Origin of the sequence: Pseudomonas sp. EA_65y_Pfl2_P74, from assembly GCF_963970575.1 — a bacterium.
In the GTDB taxonomy this organism is placed as follows: Bacteria; Pseudomonadota; Gammaproteobacteria; order Pseudomonadales; family Pseudomonadaceae; genus Aquipseudomonas; species Aquipseudomonas baetica_A.
This window is the reverse complement of record NZ_CAXAOQ010000018.1, coordinates 12,642-26,322: the sequence shown is the minus strand read 5'-3', so window position 1 is coordinate 26,322 and position 13,681 is coordinate 12,642. Positions and strand designations below refer to the sequence as shown.

General features: G+C 60.9%; 12 protein-coding genes. 11 read left to right on the top strand and 1 reads right to left on the bottom strand.

Translation table 11 applies throughout. The annotated features are described in order from the left end of the window. Positions 1-68 precede the first annotated feature (68 nt). Together thiC and cytX are read left to right on the top strand one after the other, a co-directional pair. Positions 69-1,958 carry a phosphomethylpyrimidine synthase ThiC gene (thiC, locus tag AACY18_RS15910; RefSeq protein ID WP_339432294.1) on the top strand — a complete coding sequence of 630 codons (1,890 nt, stop codon included), beginning with the start codon at positions 69-71 and terminating at the stop codon, positions 1,956-1,958. A gap of 187 nt (positions 1,959-2,145) precedes the next feature. Then, complete coding sequence (cytX, locus tag AACY18_RS15905; RefSeq protein ID WP_339465350.1) at positions 2,146-3,438, top strand: putative hydroxymethylpyrimidine transporter CytX; 1,293 nt, start codon at positions 2,146-2,148, stop codon at positions 3,436-3,438. Here the strand turns inward: cytX and AACY18_RS15900 are convergent. Continuing rightward, complete coding sequence (locus AACY18_RS15900; RefSeq protein WP_339465348.1) at positions 3,407-4,153, bottom strand: RsiV family protein; 747 nt, start codon at positions 4,151-4,153, stop codon at positions 3,407-3,409. The genes cytX and AACY18_RS15900 overlap by 32 nt on opposite strands. Before the next feature lie 228 nt (positions 4,154-4,381). Between AACY18_RS15900 and AACY18_RS15895 the strand changes: the two genes are divergently transcribed. From AACY18_RS15895 to AACY18_RS15855, 9 genes are all read left to right on the top strand, one after another. Continuing rightward, positions 4,382-4,999, top strand: coding sequence for an NUDIX domain-containing protein (locus tag AACY18_RS15895; protein WP_339432297.1), 618 nt, complete (start codon positions 4,382-4,384; stop codon positions 4,997-4,999). Beyond that, positions 4,990-5,442, top strand: coding sequence for a DUF1249 domain-containing protein (locus AACY18_RS15890; protein WP_221731220.1), 453 nt, complete (start codon positions 4,990-4,992; stop codon positions 5,440-5,442). The genes AACY18_RS15895 and AACY18_RS15890 overlap by 10 nt, the downstream gene beginning before the upstream one ends. A gap of 99 nt (positions 5,443-5,541) precedes the next feature. Beyond that, on the top strand, positions 5,542-6,357 hold the full coding sequence (cpdA, locus tag AACY18_RS15885) for a 3',5'-cyclic-AMP phosphodiesterase (RefSeq protein ID WP_339465347.1): 816 nt from the start codon (positions 5,542-5,544) through the stop codon (positions 6,355-6,357). Between the two features lie 90 nt (positions 6,358-6,447). Further along, positions 6,448-7,056, top strand: coding sequence for a YqiA/YcfP family alpha/beta fold hydrolase (locus AACY18_RS15880; RefSeq protein ID WP_339465345.1), 609 nt, complete (start codon positions 6,448-6,450; stop codon positions 7,054-7,056). Between the two features lie 41 nt (positions 7,057-7,097). Next, positions 7,098-9,005, top strand: a complete 1,908-nt coding sequence (parE, locus tag AACY18_RS15875) for a DNA topoisomerase IV subunit B (protein ID WP_339432300.1) — start codon at positions 7,098-7,100, stop codon at positions 9,003-9,005. Then, positions 9,005-9,994 (top strand): esterase-like activity of phytase family protein, encoded by a 990-nt coding sequence (locus tag AACY18_RS15870; RefSeq protein ID WP_339432301.1) that lies wholly within the window; start codon positions 9,005-9,007, stop codon positions 9,992-9,994. The genes parE and AACY18_RS15870 overlap by 1 nt, the downstream gene beginning before the upstream one ends. Then, positions 9,991-10,515, top strand: a complete 525-nt coding sequence (locus AACY18_RS15865) for a retropepsin-like aspartic protease family protein (RefSeq protein ID WP_339465343.1) — start codon at positions 9,991-9,993, stop codon at positions 10,513-10,515. Before AACY18_RS15870 ends, AACY18_RS15865 begins: the two co-directional genes overlap by 4 nt. A gap of 7 nt (positions 10,516-10,522) precedes the next feature. Next, positions 10,523-12,787, top strand: a complete 2,265-nt coding sequence (gene parC / locus AACY18_RS15860; protein WP_339432303.1) for a DNA topoisomerase IV subunit A — start codon at positions 10,523-10,525, stop codon at positions 12,785-12,787. A 176-nt stretch (positions 12,788-12,963) separates the two neighbouring features. Then, positions 12,964-13,671, top strand: coding sequence for a PqiC family protein (locus AACY18_RS15855; protein WP_339432304.1), 708 nt, complete (start codon positions 12,964-12,966; stop codon positions 13,669-13,671). Positions 13,672-13,681 lie beyond the last annotated feature (10 nt).

The following is a 13,681-nucleotide window of genomic DNA, read 5'->3' as shown; positions in this document are numbered from 1 at the left end:
GGTGCGTCCGTGCCTTTCAGGTTCTGCTCCGACAATCCACTGCCTGGATGCTGTCTGGAGAGCCCGTGATGACGACAAAAGCAAAAAACGCGATCAACCTGAGTGACTCGGCCAAGGTCGACGAGCAATCGGTCAAGCCGTTCACCCGTTCGCAAAAAGTCTACGTTCAGGGCTCGCGCCCGGACATCCGCGTGCCCATGCGCGAAATCACCCTGGACGTGACCCCCACCGACTTCGGCGGCGAAATCAACGCGCCGGTCACTGTGTACGACACCTCCGGTCCGTACACCGATCCGAACGTGGTGATCGACGTGCGTAAAGGTTTGGCCGATGTGCGTTCGGCCTGGATCGACGACCGTGGTGACACCGAGCGCCTGGCCGGCCTGAGCTCCAGCTTCGGTCAGGAGCGCCTCGCCGACCCGGAACTGACCAAGCTGCGTTTCGCTCACGTCAACAACCCGCGCCGCGCCAAGGCCGGGGCCAACGTCAGCCAGATGCACTACGCGCGCAAAGGCATCATCACCGCCGAGATGGAATACGTCGCCATCCGCGAAAACATGAAGCTGCAAGAGGCCCGCGCCGCCGGCCTGTTGAACCAGCAACACGCCGGGCACAGCTTCGGCGCGAGCATCCCGAAAGAAATCACCCCTGAGTTCGTCCGCGAAGAAATCGCCCGTGGTCGCGCAATCATTCCGGCCAACATCAACCACGTCGAACTGGAACCGATGATCATCGGCCGTAACTTCCTGGTGAAGATCAACGGCAACATCGGCAACAGCGCCCTGGGGTCGTCCATCGAAGAAGAAGTGGCGAAACTGACCTGGGGCATTCGCTGGGGCTCGGACACCGTGATGGACCTGTCCACTGGCAAACACATTCACGAAACCCGCGAATGGATCATCCGCAACTCGCCGGTGCCGATCGGCACTGTGCCGATCTATCAGGCGCTGGAGAAGGTCAACGGCGTCGCTGAAGACCTGACCTGGGAGTTGTTCCGCGACACACTGATCGAGCAGGCCGAGCAGGGCGTCGACTACTTCACCATCCACGCCGGTGTGCTGTTGCGCTATGTGCCGCTGACCGCCAAGCGGGTGACCGGCATCGTTTCCCGTGGAGGTTCGATCATGGCCAAGTGGTGCCTGGCGCACCACAAAGAGAACTTCCTCTACACCCACTTCGACGAAATCTGCGAAATCATGAAGGCCTACGACGTCAGCTTCTCGCTGGGCGACGGCCTGCGTCCGGGCTCGATTGCCGACGCCAACGACGAAGCGCAATTCGGCGAACTGGAAACCCTCGGCGAGCTGACCAAGATCGCCTGGAAGCACGATGTGCAATGCATGATCGAAGGCCCCGGTCATGTGCCGATGCAACTGATCAAAGAGAACATGGACAAGCAACTGGAGTGCTGCGACGAGGCGCCGTTCTACACCCTCGGCCCGCTGACCACCGACATCGCGCCAGGTTACGACCACATCACCTCGGGCATCGGTGCGGCGATGATCGGCTGGTTCGGTTGCGCGATGCTGTGCTACGTGACGCCCAAAGAGCACTTGGGCTTGCCGAACAAGGATGACGTGAAGACCGGGATCATCACCTACAAGATCGCCGCGCATGCCGCCGACCTTGCCAAGGGCCATCCGGGCGCGCAGATCCGCGACAACGCTCTGAGCAAGGCGCGTTTCGAATTCCGTTGGGAAGACCAGTTCAACCTCGGTCTGGACCCGGACACCGCCCGTTCGTATCACGATGAAACGCTGCCGAAGGACTCGGCGAAGGTCGCGCACTTCTGCTCGATGTGCGGGCCGAAATTCTGCTCGATGAAGATCACTCAGGAAGTCCGTGAGTACGCGGCCAACCAGCGTATCGAAGCGGTCGACGTGGATGTCGCCCGAGGCCTGGCGGAACAGGCCGAGCGGTTCAAGAAGGAAGGCAGTCAGCTGTACAAGAAGGTTTGATCTGACCTGAGATTTTCGGTGCCTGTACTGGCCTCTTCGCGAGCAAGCCCGCTCCCACATTTGAATCCAGTTGTTCACAGAACTTGTGTTCACAGGAGATCCGGTGTGGGAGCGGGCTTGCTCGCGAAGGCGTCAGAACAGGCGCCAGGGGTCTCAATGACAAAAATACTCCTCCGAGATACCACCCTTGAGCATTCAACCCAGCACTTACTCCCCTGACCTTGCCGTACCCGCCGACAAGCGTGTATTCGGCGGTCGCGATCTGTTTTCCCTGTGGTTTTCCTTAGGCATCGGCCTGATGGTGTTGCAGACCGGCGCATTGCTCGCGCCGGGTCTGGGCCTGTCGGGTTCGCTGCTGGCCATTTTCCTCGGCACGCTGGTCGGCGTTCTGCTGCTGGCCGCTGTTGGCGTGATCGGCAGCGACACCGGCCTGTCGTCGATGGCCGCGCTGAAACTCAGCCTCGGCAACAAAGGCGCCAGCCTGCCGGCGCTGCTCAATTTGCTGCAACTGATCGGTTGGGGCTCATTCGAAATCATCGTCATGCGCGACGCCGCCAGCCTGCTCGGCACCCGTGCGTTCAGCGAAGGTTCGCTGGGGTCGAATCCGGTGTTGTGGACGCTGGTTTTCGGCGCTCTGGCGACATTGCTTGCGGTCAGCGGGCCGCTGACGTTCGTGCGCAAGGTTCTGCGTAAGTGGGGCATTTGGCTGCTGTTGGCCGCATGCCTCTGGCTGACCTGGAACCTGTTCGCCAAGGCCGATCTGACTGCTCTCTGGGCGCGTGCCGGCGATGGTTCGATGCCGTTCGCCGTGGGCTTCGACATTGCCATCGCCATGCCACTGTCGTGGCTGCCGCTGATTGCTGACTACTCGCGTTTCGGCAAACGGGCCAAGAGCGTTTTCGGCGGCACCGCCATCGGTTTCTTCGTCGGCAATTTCTGGCTGATGAGCCTGGGCGTCGCTTACACATTGGCGTTCGCGCCGAGTGGTGAAGTCAACGCGCTGTTGCTGGCCCTGGCTGGCGCCGGTCTGGGGATTCCGTTGTTGCTGATTTTGCTGGACGAGTCGGAAAACGCGTTCGCCGACATTCACTCGGCCGCGGTGTCCAGCGGGATTCTGTTGCGCTTGAAAGTCGAGCATCTGGCCTTGGCCATCGGCGCGATCTGCACGCTGATCGCACTGCTGGCGCCATTGGCGCAATACCAGAATTTCCTGCTGCTGATCGGCTCGGTGTTTGCGCCGCTGTTCGGCGTGGTGCTGGTGGATCACTTCATCTTGCGCAAGCGCAGCACTCGGGTTGCGTCAGCCGCATTGCGCTGGCCGGCGCTGTTGGCCTGGCTCGGTGGTGTGAGCACCTATCACTTGCTGGCGAATCTGTACCCGGATGTCGGCGCAACCCTGCCAGCGCTGGTGCTGGCAGGGCTGCTGCAACTCGTGCTCGGCCGGGCTTTCAGTTACGGCCGGGGAACAGCTCAGGCTTGAGAATGCCGTTCAGGCGCGGATAAGGGATCTTCAGCTCGACGTGACCCAGCGCGTAAGGCGCGATGGTGCTCACGTCGTACTTGAGGATTACGCCACCGTAGGTCAGCGCCACGTTCGGGGTTTTCTTGAACGGCCAGCTCGAAACGAATTCCGCTTCCTGATCGAGCTTGGTGCTGATCAGCCAACTGTTGTGTGCCACCTGCGCAGCCTTCCAGAACGCGTCTTCCTGACCTGGCATCAGCATGTCCGACAGGTTCAGCACTTTGTGCTGCTGGCGCGAATAGTTGATGAAACCGCGACCCGGTGTGCCATGGGCGCCGCCGGTGTCGAGGTAGCTCGACAATTCGATGATCACCAAGCCGTCATGCTGCTCGCGTACTTTGGCTTGCAGATAACTGCTGTTGCGTGGGCCGGCAGTATTCAAGAACTGCTCGCGGTAGGCCGCCAGGGTTGGCGCCACCGATGGGTTCTGTTCGGTGCCGGTCATTTGCAGCAGGCGTTTTTCGATGATGCCGTCCAGGGCAGGCTCTGCCGCGAAATGTACGGTATCGATATTCACCAGCGGGCAGTCGGGGCTGGAACACCCAGGCTTGAGCTGTTCCGACGCATCGCGGGTGGTTTCCAGGGGCGTGCGGTAGTTGGGCTGGAACAGGCTCGCGCACGCGCCCAGGGTCAGGGCGATGGCGGCCACGGAGGCAATTTTGAAAAGCGACATGGGCGTCCTTTCTGAAACAGGGGAAGGCAAAAAGATATCCGCTTCGACTCTCACCGAAGCAGTCAGTTCGCCACTAAGCTAATTAGAGTGGGTTTCGCCTTCACCGTCCATCCCGCTGACGGTAAAGGGGCTGCATCAAACGATGCGGGCGCGTTAGGATGGCGCGAAGTCGAGGTTGCAAGTCACAAAAAGGAACCTCGTAATGGATTTGCAGTAAAGAGGATGCTCATGACTGACTTTGCCAACGCCATTCCAACCGCCGTCGATATCGTGCGGCGCGAAAAATGCTACGAGGGCTTTTACAAGCTCGACCGTTTGCACCTGCGCCATGAATTGTTCGCGGGTGGCATGAGCCGCGAAATCAACCGCGAAGTGTTCGTGCGTCACGATGCCGTCTGCATGCTGCCTTACGATCCGCAGCGCGACGAAGTGGTGCTGATCGAGCAATTTCGCGTCGGCGCCATGGGCAAGGCCAGCAACCCTTGGCTGGTTGAGTTGGTCGCTGGTCTGATCGACAAGGACGAGCAACCGGAAGAAGTTGCTCACCGCGAGGCGCAGGAGGAAGCTGGGCTGGACATCAAGGCCCTGTGGCCGATGACCAAGTATTTCCCGTCGCCGGGCGGCAGCAACGAGTTTGTGCATTTGTATCTGGGGCGTTGCGAAACCGCAGGTGTGGGCGGCCTGCATGGGCTGGAGGAAGAGGCCGAAGATATCCGCGTCACGGTCTGGGCGTTTGAAGATGCCTTGCAGGCTGTACGCGATGGACGTATTGCCAATGCGGCGAGCATCATCGCTCTGCAATGGCTGGCGCTGAACCGTGCCGAAGTGAGGGGGTTATGGTTGTAAACAAGCTGCGCGATCGTTATCGAGTCGACCTCGTGGGGCTGCAAGCCGCCTGCGAGGCCAACTACGCGCGCCTGATGCGACTGGTGCCGGACATGCGTAACGACCCGGAGGCGCGACGCATCGCCGTGACTCAGGGCGAGCAGATGCTCGGCGTGCTGGCCCTTGAAGTGCTGCAAACCTGTCCTTACACCACCACGTTGCAGGTGCGTCAGGAACACAGTCTGCCGTGGCTGCCGGTGCCGCAACTGGAAGTGCAGGTCTATCACGACGCGCGCATGGCCGAGGTCATCAGCGCTGAACATGCACGACGCTTTCGCGGCATCTATCCTTACCCGAACGCCGCGATGCATCAGCCGGATGAAAAGGCTCAACTCAATCTGTTTCTGGGGGAGTGGTTGAGTCATTGCCTGGCCTTGGGGCATGAGTACGAAGTCGTACGCTAGTTGTGAACTGCGTCCGGTTCACAGGTTTCCCCTTTCAGTGATCCCCCAGCATAATTGCGGCACTCAACCGATTCCGTGCTTTTGCCCTGGGAGAACGCCTTGCCGAGCGTATCCGCATTGACCACCGCCGATCCGGCGCTGCTGGTGCAGTTATCCGACAGTCATCTGTTCGCCGAGGCGGATGGCACGCTGGTGGGTATGAACACCCGCGAGAGCCTGCAGAAGGTCATCGAACAGGTGCTCAGGCAGCAACCGCGGATCGACCTGATTCTGGCCACCGGGGATATTTCCCAGGACGGCACGCTGGAGTCGTATCAACAGTTTCGCCAGATGACCGCGCAGATCGATGCGCCAGCGCGCTGGATTCCCGGCAATCACGATGAGCCGCAGATCATGGCGCAGGCCGCGGTACAAAGTGCGTTGCTGGAGTCAGTGGTCGATGTCGGCAACTGGCGCGTGACCTTGCTCGACTCGGCGGTGCCGGGTTCTGTGCCCGGTTACCTGCAGGACGATCAATTGCAGTTGCTCGCCCGCTCGTTGAGTGAGGCACCGGAACGCCATCATCTGGTGTGTTTCCACCATCATCCGGTGCCAGTGGGGTGTGCCTGGGCGGAGCCGATCGGTTTGCGCAATCCCGAGGCGTTTTTCGAGGTGCTGGATCGTTTTCCACAGGCGCGTGCGGTGCTGTGGGGGCATGTGCATCAGGAAGTCGACCGAGAGCGCAACGGCGTGCGGCTGATGGCTTCCCCGTCGACCTGCATTCAGTTCGAGCCAAACAGTGAAGACTTCAAGGTCGGGGACCAGGCGCCGGGGTATCGCTGGTTGCGGCTGTTGCCAGACGGGCGGCTGGAGACTGGCGTCGAGCGGGTCACGGATTTCGCCTTCACTGTCGATTACGGTTCAAACGGTTACTGAGGCCGCACCGAAGGCATCCTTACAAACACCCACGATCCCCTCGACTCCCTGTAAACTCCGCTATCTTTCGCCGACACTCAGGGAGCTCAAATGTCCGGTTCGATCCTCTATATCCACGGTTTCAACAGCGCGCCGGCCTCGAAAAAGGCCTGTGAGCTGGTCGCGGTGATGGAGCGGCTGGGTTTGAGCGGGCAACTGCAGGTTCCGGCCTTGCATCACCATCCGCGCCAAGCCATCGGTCAGTTGGAGCAAGCGATTGCCGAGCTGGGCCGGCCGCTGCTGGTGGGAAGCTCACTCGGCGGCTACTATGCGACTCACCTGGCCGAGCACCATGGCCTGAAAGCGTTGCTGGTCAACCCGGCCGTCAGTCCGCATCGGATGTTCGACGGCTATCTGGGAACGCAGAAAAACCTGTATACCGATGAAACCTGGGAATTGACCCACGACCATGTGACGGCCCTGGCCGAGCTGGAAGTGCCGGCGCCCCAGGATGCGCAGCGGTATCAGGTGTGGTTGCAGACCGGCGACGAAACACTGGATTATCGCCTCGCCCAGCACTATTACCGGGCCTGCGCCTTGCGCATTCAGGCCGGCGGCGACCATGGTTTCCAGTGTTTTGCCGGGCAATTGCCAGCCTTGTTGAGTTTTGCCGGCATTGGCGCCGATGTGTATCAGGCAATCGATTTCACCGCACTGTGAAGTCTTGCCCCTCTTTCATGAATGACTGACGACGAGACCCTATGGCCACTCCCAGCGCTAGTTCTTATAACGCCGACGCCATCGAAGTCCTCTCGGGCCTCGACCCGGTGCGCAAACGCCCCGGCATGTACACCGACACCAGTCGGCCGAACCACCTCGCCCAGGAAGTCATCGACAACAGTGTCGACGAAGCCCTGGCCGGCCACGCCAAATCGGTGCAGGTGATCCTGCACGCCGATCACTCGCTGGAAGTCAGCGACGACGGTCGTGGCATGCCGGTCGACGTCCACCCGGAAGAGGGTGTTTCAGGTGTCGAACTGATCCTCACCAAGCTCCATGCGGGCGGCAAGTTTTCCAACAAGAACTACCAGTTCTCCGGCGGTCTGCACGGGGTGGGTATTTCCGTGGTCAACGCCTTGTCGACCGAAGTCCGGGTTCGCGTCAAGCGTGACGGCAACGAATACCAGATGACCTTCAACGACGGCTTCAAGGCCTCGGAACTGGAAATCGTCGGTACCGTCGGCAAGCGCAATACCGGCACCAGCGTGTACTTCGCGCCGGACCCGAAATACTTCGATTCACCGAAATTTTCCATCAGCCGCCTCAAGCACGTGCTCAAGGCCAAGGCTGTGCTGTGCCCGGGACTGCTGGTCAGTTTTGAAGACAAAGGCACCGGCGAGAAGGTCGAATGGCATTACGAAGACGGCCTGCGCTCCTACCTGGTCGACGCGGTCAGCGAATTTGAACGCCTGCCGGACGAACCGTTCTGCGGCGCTTTCGCCGGTAATAAAGAAGCGGTCGACTGGGCCCTGCTGTGGTTGCCCGAAGGTGGCGACGCGGTGCAGGAAAGCTACGTCAACCTGATCCCGACGGCGCAGGGCGGTACCCACGTCAATGGTTTGCGTCAGGGCTTGCTTGATGCGATGCGCGAGTTCTGCGAATTCCGCAGCCTGCTGCCGCGCGGTGTGAAACTGGCGCCGGAAGACGTCTGGGAACGCATCGCCTTCGTGCTGTCGATGAAGATGCAGGAGCCGCAATTCTCCGGCCAGACCAAAGAGCGTCTGTCATCGCGTGAAGCGGCGGCGTTCGTTTCCGGTGTGGTCAAGGATGCTTTCAGCCTGTGGCTTAACGCCAACCCGGAAACCGGTCTGGCGTTGGCCGAACTGGCGATCAACAACGCCGGCCGTCGTCTCAAGGCCAGCAAGAAAGTCGAGCGCAAGCGCGTCACTCAGGGGCCGGCACTGCCGGGCAAACTCGCTGACTGCGCCGGGCAGGACCCGATGCGTTCCGAACTGTTCCTGGTCGAAGGTGATTCCGCCGGCGGTTCCGCCAAGCAAGCCCGGGACAAAGAGTTTCAGGCGATCCTGCCGTTGCGCGGCAAGATCCTCAACACCTGGGAAGTCGACGGCAGCGAAGTGCTCGCCAGCCAGGAAGTGCACAACATCGCCGTGGCCATCGGTGTCGATCCGGGCGCGGCGGACATGAGCCAGTTGCGCTACGGCAAGATCTGCATCCTCGCCGACGCCGACTCTGACGGCCTGCACATCGCAACCTTGCTCTGCGCGTTGTTCGTCCAGCATTTCCGCCCGTTGGTGGATGCCGGTCACGTCTACGTCGCGATGCCGCCGCTGTACCGTATCGACCTCGGCAAAGAGATCTACTACGCCCTCGACGAAGCCGAACGTGATGGGATTCTAGACCGTCTGGTGGCCGAGAAAAAACGCGGCAAACCACAGGTCACCCGATTCAAAGGTCTGGGTGAAATGAACCCGCCGCAGTTGCGTGAAACCACCATGGACCCCAACACCCGGCGTCTGGTGCAACTGACGCTGGGCGAAGATTTCGCCCAGACCTCGGAAATGATGGACATGCTGCTGGCGAAGAAACGCGCCGGTGATCGCAAGGCTTGGCTCGAATCCAAAGGCAACCTCGCCGAGGTGCTGGCCTGATGCGGTTTGGCTGGGCCTTGGCGGGTGCGTTGCTGCTGAGTGCGATGAGCGTGTCGGCCGAGCCGTTGCAGGAGTTGCGCGTGCTTTCCGAGCACCCGGTCGACGGCATGCGCGGCGGTAACCTGTCGGGGCTGGCGATGTGTGGCAGCGAGTTGTGGACGGTGTCGGACCGCGATGACGACCAGATTTATCGGCTCAATACCGCCGATCAGGTCTGGCAGGCCGAAGCCTTGCACATCGACGTGCCCGAAGTGCCGGAGACCGGTTTACCGTGGGGGTTGCGCTCGCGCAATTGGGCCGCGTCGTTCGTGCGCGGTGGCGATCTGGATTTCGAAGGCATCACCTGCGACAGCGCTGGCAATCGCTACATCGTCAGCGAAGGCCATGCAGCGGTATTGCAGGTGCCCCTCAATGGCCCGGCCAACTGGCTGAAAATCTCGCCGATGATGGTTCGCGAAGCGCGGGCCAGCGGCATGCTCCTGCATTTCAATGCGATATTCGAAGGCCTGGCGATCAACCCGGCAGGCGATCAGATGTGGCTGGCGGCCGAACGGCAAAGCCGTGGCTTGCTCAAGATCAAGCGCCAGCAGACGGTGTGGGATTGTGACGGTCGTTGCGTGCTGCTCAGCGAGAGTGGCAAGGAGATGCAGCCGCCGCAGTTCCCGGATGCCAAAGCGGTCGATCGGGACTTTTCCGACCTTTCGTTGTTCAACGGCAAACTGTTTACCCTTGAACGCAACGCCTTCCAGATATGTCGTCGCGATGCGCAAACAGCCAAGGTCGAGCGTTGCTGGTCGTATGCGGCCGAACTGTTGCAGGCCAACCGCCAATACTCACAGAGCTACGGGCTGGAAGAGGCACTGATCGTCGATGCTGAGGGTGCGTGGATCGGCGTCGACAATAATTTTGGCCCACGTGCCGACGGTGAGGTTCGGCCGGTCGTCTGGCGGTTCGCCGCACCTGACGGTGGCTGGAGCGCCAAGCCTTGAGCCAGCAACCACCGGGCAAGCGCGCCGGGCGGGTGCTGATGATCCTGGCCTGGTGCGCTGCGCTTTTTCTGGCCACGCGGTTTTTCGGCCAGTGGGAACAACGCCAGCAGAATCCGAACGTGGTGGTGAGTTCGCAGCAGGGCGAAGGTTATATCGAAGTGAAGCTGGCCGGTAACGCCCAGGGGCATTTTGTCGCCAGCGGCCAGATCAACGGCGAGCCGGTTGAATTCCTGCTCGACACCGGCGCAACCGATGTGGCGATCCCGGCGGATCTGGCCGAGCGTTTGAAGCTGCAAGAGGGTTTTGGTGTGACCCTGAGCACGGCCAATGGCCTGAGCCAGGGCTATCGTACAAAAATTGACCGCCTGCAACTGGGCGACATCGTGCTGCGGGACGTCCGGGCACTGGTGGCGCCAGGCTTGCAGGGTGATCAGGTGCTGCTCGGGATGAGCGCCCTGAACAAACTTGAATTTACTCAGCGCGGTGGCACCATGCTGCTGCGCCAGACAACGAACCGATGAGGCCCGCATGAGCGACATCCTTGCAGACAGCTTAGACGGCGTAGAGCGCCGCTCGCTGGCTGACTTCACCGAAAGTGCCTACCTCAACTACTCCATGTACGTGATCATGGACCGTGCCTTGCCGCATATCGGCGATGGCCTGAAACCGGTGCAGCGTCGCATCATTTATGCGATGAGCGAACTGGGGCTGGACGCTGACTCTAAACACAAGAAGTCGGCGCGTACCGTCGGTGACGTACTCGGTAAGTTCCACCCCCACGGCGACTCGGCGTGCTACGAAGCGATGGTGCTGATGGCTCAGCCGTTCAGCTATCGCTACACGCTGGTCGACGGCCAGGGTAACTGGGGTGCGCCGGATGATCCCAAGTCCTTCGCGGCCATGCGTTACACCGAGGCTCGCCTGTCGCGTTATTCCGAAGTGCTGCTCAGCGAACTGGGCCAGGGCACCGCGGACTGGGGGCCGAACTTCGACGGCACCCTGCAGGAACCGCTGGTATTGCCAGCGCGTCTGCCGAACATTCTGCTCAACGGTACCACCGGCATCGCCGTGGGCATGGCCACCGACGTACCGCCGCACAACCTGCGCGAAGTCGCCACGGCGTGCGTGCGCTTGCTTGATGAGCCCAAAGCCACGGTCGAGCAACTCTGTGAACACATCCAGGGCCCGGACTATCCGACCGAAGCGGAAATCATCACGCCGCGCGCCGACCTGCTGAAAATGTACGAAACCGGCAAGGGCTCGGTGCGCATGCGCGCCGTGTACCACGTCGAGGACGGCGACATCATCGTCACCGCGCTGCCGCATCAGGTCTCCGGGGCCAAAGTGCTGGAGCAGATCGCCGCGCTGATGCAGGCCAAACCGTCGAAAGCGCCGCAGATCGCCGACCTGCGCGACGAATCCGACCACGAAAATCCGTGCCGCATCGTGATTATCCCGGTCAACAGCCGCGTCGATCACGAAGCGCTGATGCAGCACCTGTTCGCCAGCACCGAGCTGGAGTCGACCTACCGGGTCAACGTCAACATCATCGGCCTGGACGGCAAGCCACAGCTCAAAAACCTGCGCGCCTTGCTGGTCGAATGGCTGGAGTTCCGCGTGCAGACCGTGCGTCGCCGCTTGCAATTTCGTCTCGACAAGGTCGAGCGTCGTCTGCACCTGTTGGACGGTTTGCTGATTGCCTACCTCAATCTGGATGAAGTGATCCACATCATCCGTACCGAGGAACACCCCAAAGCCAAGCTGATCGAGCGCTTCGCCCTCAGCGAGATTCAAGCCGACTACATCCTCGACACCCGTCTGCGTCAATTGGCGCGACTGGAAGAAATGAAGTTGCGCGACGAGCAGGACGAACTGCTCAAGGAACAAGCCAAGCTGCAAGCGCTGCTGGGCAGCGAAGCCAAGTTGAAGAAACTGGTGCGCACCGAGCTGATCAAGGACGCCGAAACCTATGGCGACGACCGCCGCTCGCCAATCGTGGAGCGCGCCGAAGCCAAGGCGTTGACCGAGCACGATCTGCTGCCGAACGAGAAAGTAACAGTCGTGTTGTCGGAAAAAGGCTGGATCCGTTCGGCCAAAGGTCATGACATCGACGCCACTGGCCTTTCGTACAAGGCAGGCGACGGCTTCAAGACCTCGGCAGCGGGACGCTCCAACCAGTTTGCGGTGTTTATCGACTCCACCGGCCGCAGCTATTCGGTCGCCGCGCACACGTTGCCGTCGGCGCGTGGCCAGGGCGAGCCGTTGACCGGCCGTCTGACGCCGCCACCGGGCGCATCGTTCGAATGCGTGATGATGCCGGAAGACGACGCGCTGTACGTGATCGCTTCCGACGCCGGTTACGGATTCGTGGTCAAAGGCGAAGACCTGCAAGCCAAGAACAAGGCCGGTAAAGCCCTGTTGAGCCTGCCGAACAACGCCAAAGTGATCGCGCCGCGTCCGGTGACCGATCGTGAACAGAACTGGCTGGCCTCGGTCACGACCGAAGGTCGCCTGCTGATTTTCAAAATCAGCGATCTGCCACAATTAGGTAAGGGCAAGGGCAACAAGATCATCGGTATTTCCGGTGAGCGCGTGGCCAGTCGCGAAGAATATGTCACGGACATCGCCGTGCTTGCGGAAGGCGCAACACTGGTGTTGCAGGCCGGAAAACGGACACTTTCGCTCAAAGCCGACGACCTCGAACACTACAAAGGCGAGCGTGGTCGCCGTGGCAATAAACTGCCGCGTGGCTTCCAGCGAGTCGATGCACTGCTCGTCGAAAACCTCAATTAGGCGTCCCAGAGCGCTCGATCTACGATTTAACGCGTAGATCGACGCTTTGGCGCTGGAGTCGGAACGCATATTCACGGATGATATGGCCTTTCAAGCGCCGGCGTGGCCGAGCGTTCTTCATATTTATTGAGTATTTTCACTGTGGTCAGCCGAGTGGCGGCCACCTGGACGGGATGATGACTGCTCTGCGCCCCCTTATTTTCCTGCTCGCCGGCGTTCTTGGCCTGGCGGGTTGCAGCGTACACCAGCCGGTGTCGCTGTATCAGCTGGACAGCGGAAGTCCGGTTCAGCCTGCGCAAAGCGCAGGCATGGCGGTTTTGTTGGGCCCTGTAGTCGTCGCCGACTACCTGCAACGTGAAACCCTGCTGCAACGTCAACCGGACGGCAGTCTGCAAGCGGCGACCGATGGTCGTTGGGCCGGCAGCCTTTCGTCGGATATCGACCAGTTGCTGCTGCGTCAGGTTGCCGGTCATCTGGACAGCCAGCGCGTGGTATTGGCGCCGGCCACTCAGGGCTTCACCCCGGATGTGCAGGTATTGCTGACCATCACGCGTCTGGACTCCGGCGAGAAACAACCGGCGATTCTCGATGCGCAATGGCGATTGATCGACCGTCGTGGAAAGGTGCGCGATAACCGTATCGTCCACCTGCAAGAACTGCACGCCGGTAGCACGGCTTCGCAGGTTCAGGCACAGGGGATTCTGTTGCAGCGATTGGCCGATCAACTGTCGGTGGCGCTCAAACCGCTGGCCAATCAGCCGCCGGTGGTCGAGGCGCAGCGTAAACCGGCACCGAAACCGGCAGCGCCTTCGGAAGCCGACAAGCAGCCGAAGATCCCGATGGCTTCGCCGATTCGCACCGATATGGAAGTGTTCCGCTTCTAAGTCTGGTTTG

Excerpts from the sequence above, each read along its gene's own strand:
- AACY18_RS15870 (WP_339432301.1), top strand. The coding sequence starts at position 9,005 with ATGCGGTTTGGCTGGGCCTTGGCGGGTGCGTTGCTGCTGAGTGCGATG.
- thiC (WP_339432294.1), top strand. The coding sequence starts at position 69 with ATGACGACAAAAGCAAAAAACGCGATCAACCTGAGTGACTCGGCCAAG.
- AACY18_RS15900 (WP_339465348.1), bottom strand. The coding sequence starts at position 4,153 with ATGTCGCTTTTCAAAATTGCCTCCGTGGCCGCCATCGCCCTGACCCTG.
- parE (WP_339432300.1), top strand. The coding sequence starts at position 7,098 with ATGGCCACTCCCAGCGCTAGTTCTTATAACGCCGACGCCATCGAAGTC.
- parC (WP_339432303.1), top strand. The coding sequence starts at position 10,523 with ATGAGCGACATCCTTGCAGACAGCTTAGACGGCGTAGAGCGCCGCTCG.
- AACY18_RS15855 (WP_339432304.1), top strand. The coding sequence starts at position 12,964 with ATGACTGCTCTGCGCCCCCTTATTTTCCTGCTCGCCGGCGTTCTTGGC.
- AACY18_RS15895 (WP_339432297.1), top strand. The coding sequence starts at position 4,382 with ATGACTGACTTTGCCAACGCCATTCCAACCGCCGTCGATATCGTGCGG.
- AACY18_RS15890 (WP_221731220.1), top strand. The coding sequence starts at position 4,990 with ATGGTTGTAAACAAGCTGCGCGATCGTTATCGAGTCGACCTCGTGGGG.
- AACY18_RS15880 (WP_339465345.1), top strand. The coding sequence starts at position 6,448 with ATGTCCGGTTCGATCCTCTATATCCACGGTTTCAACAGCGCGCCGGCC.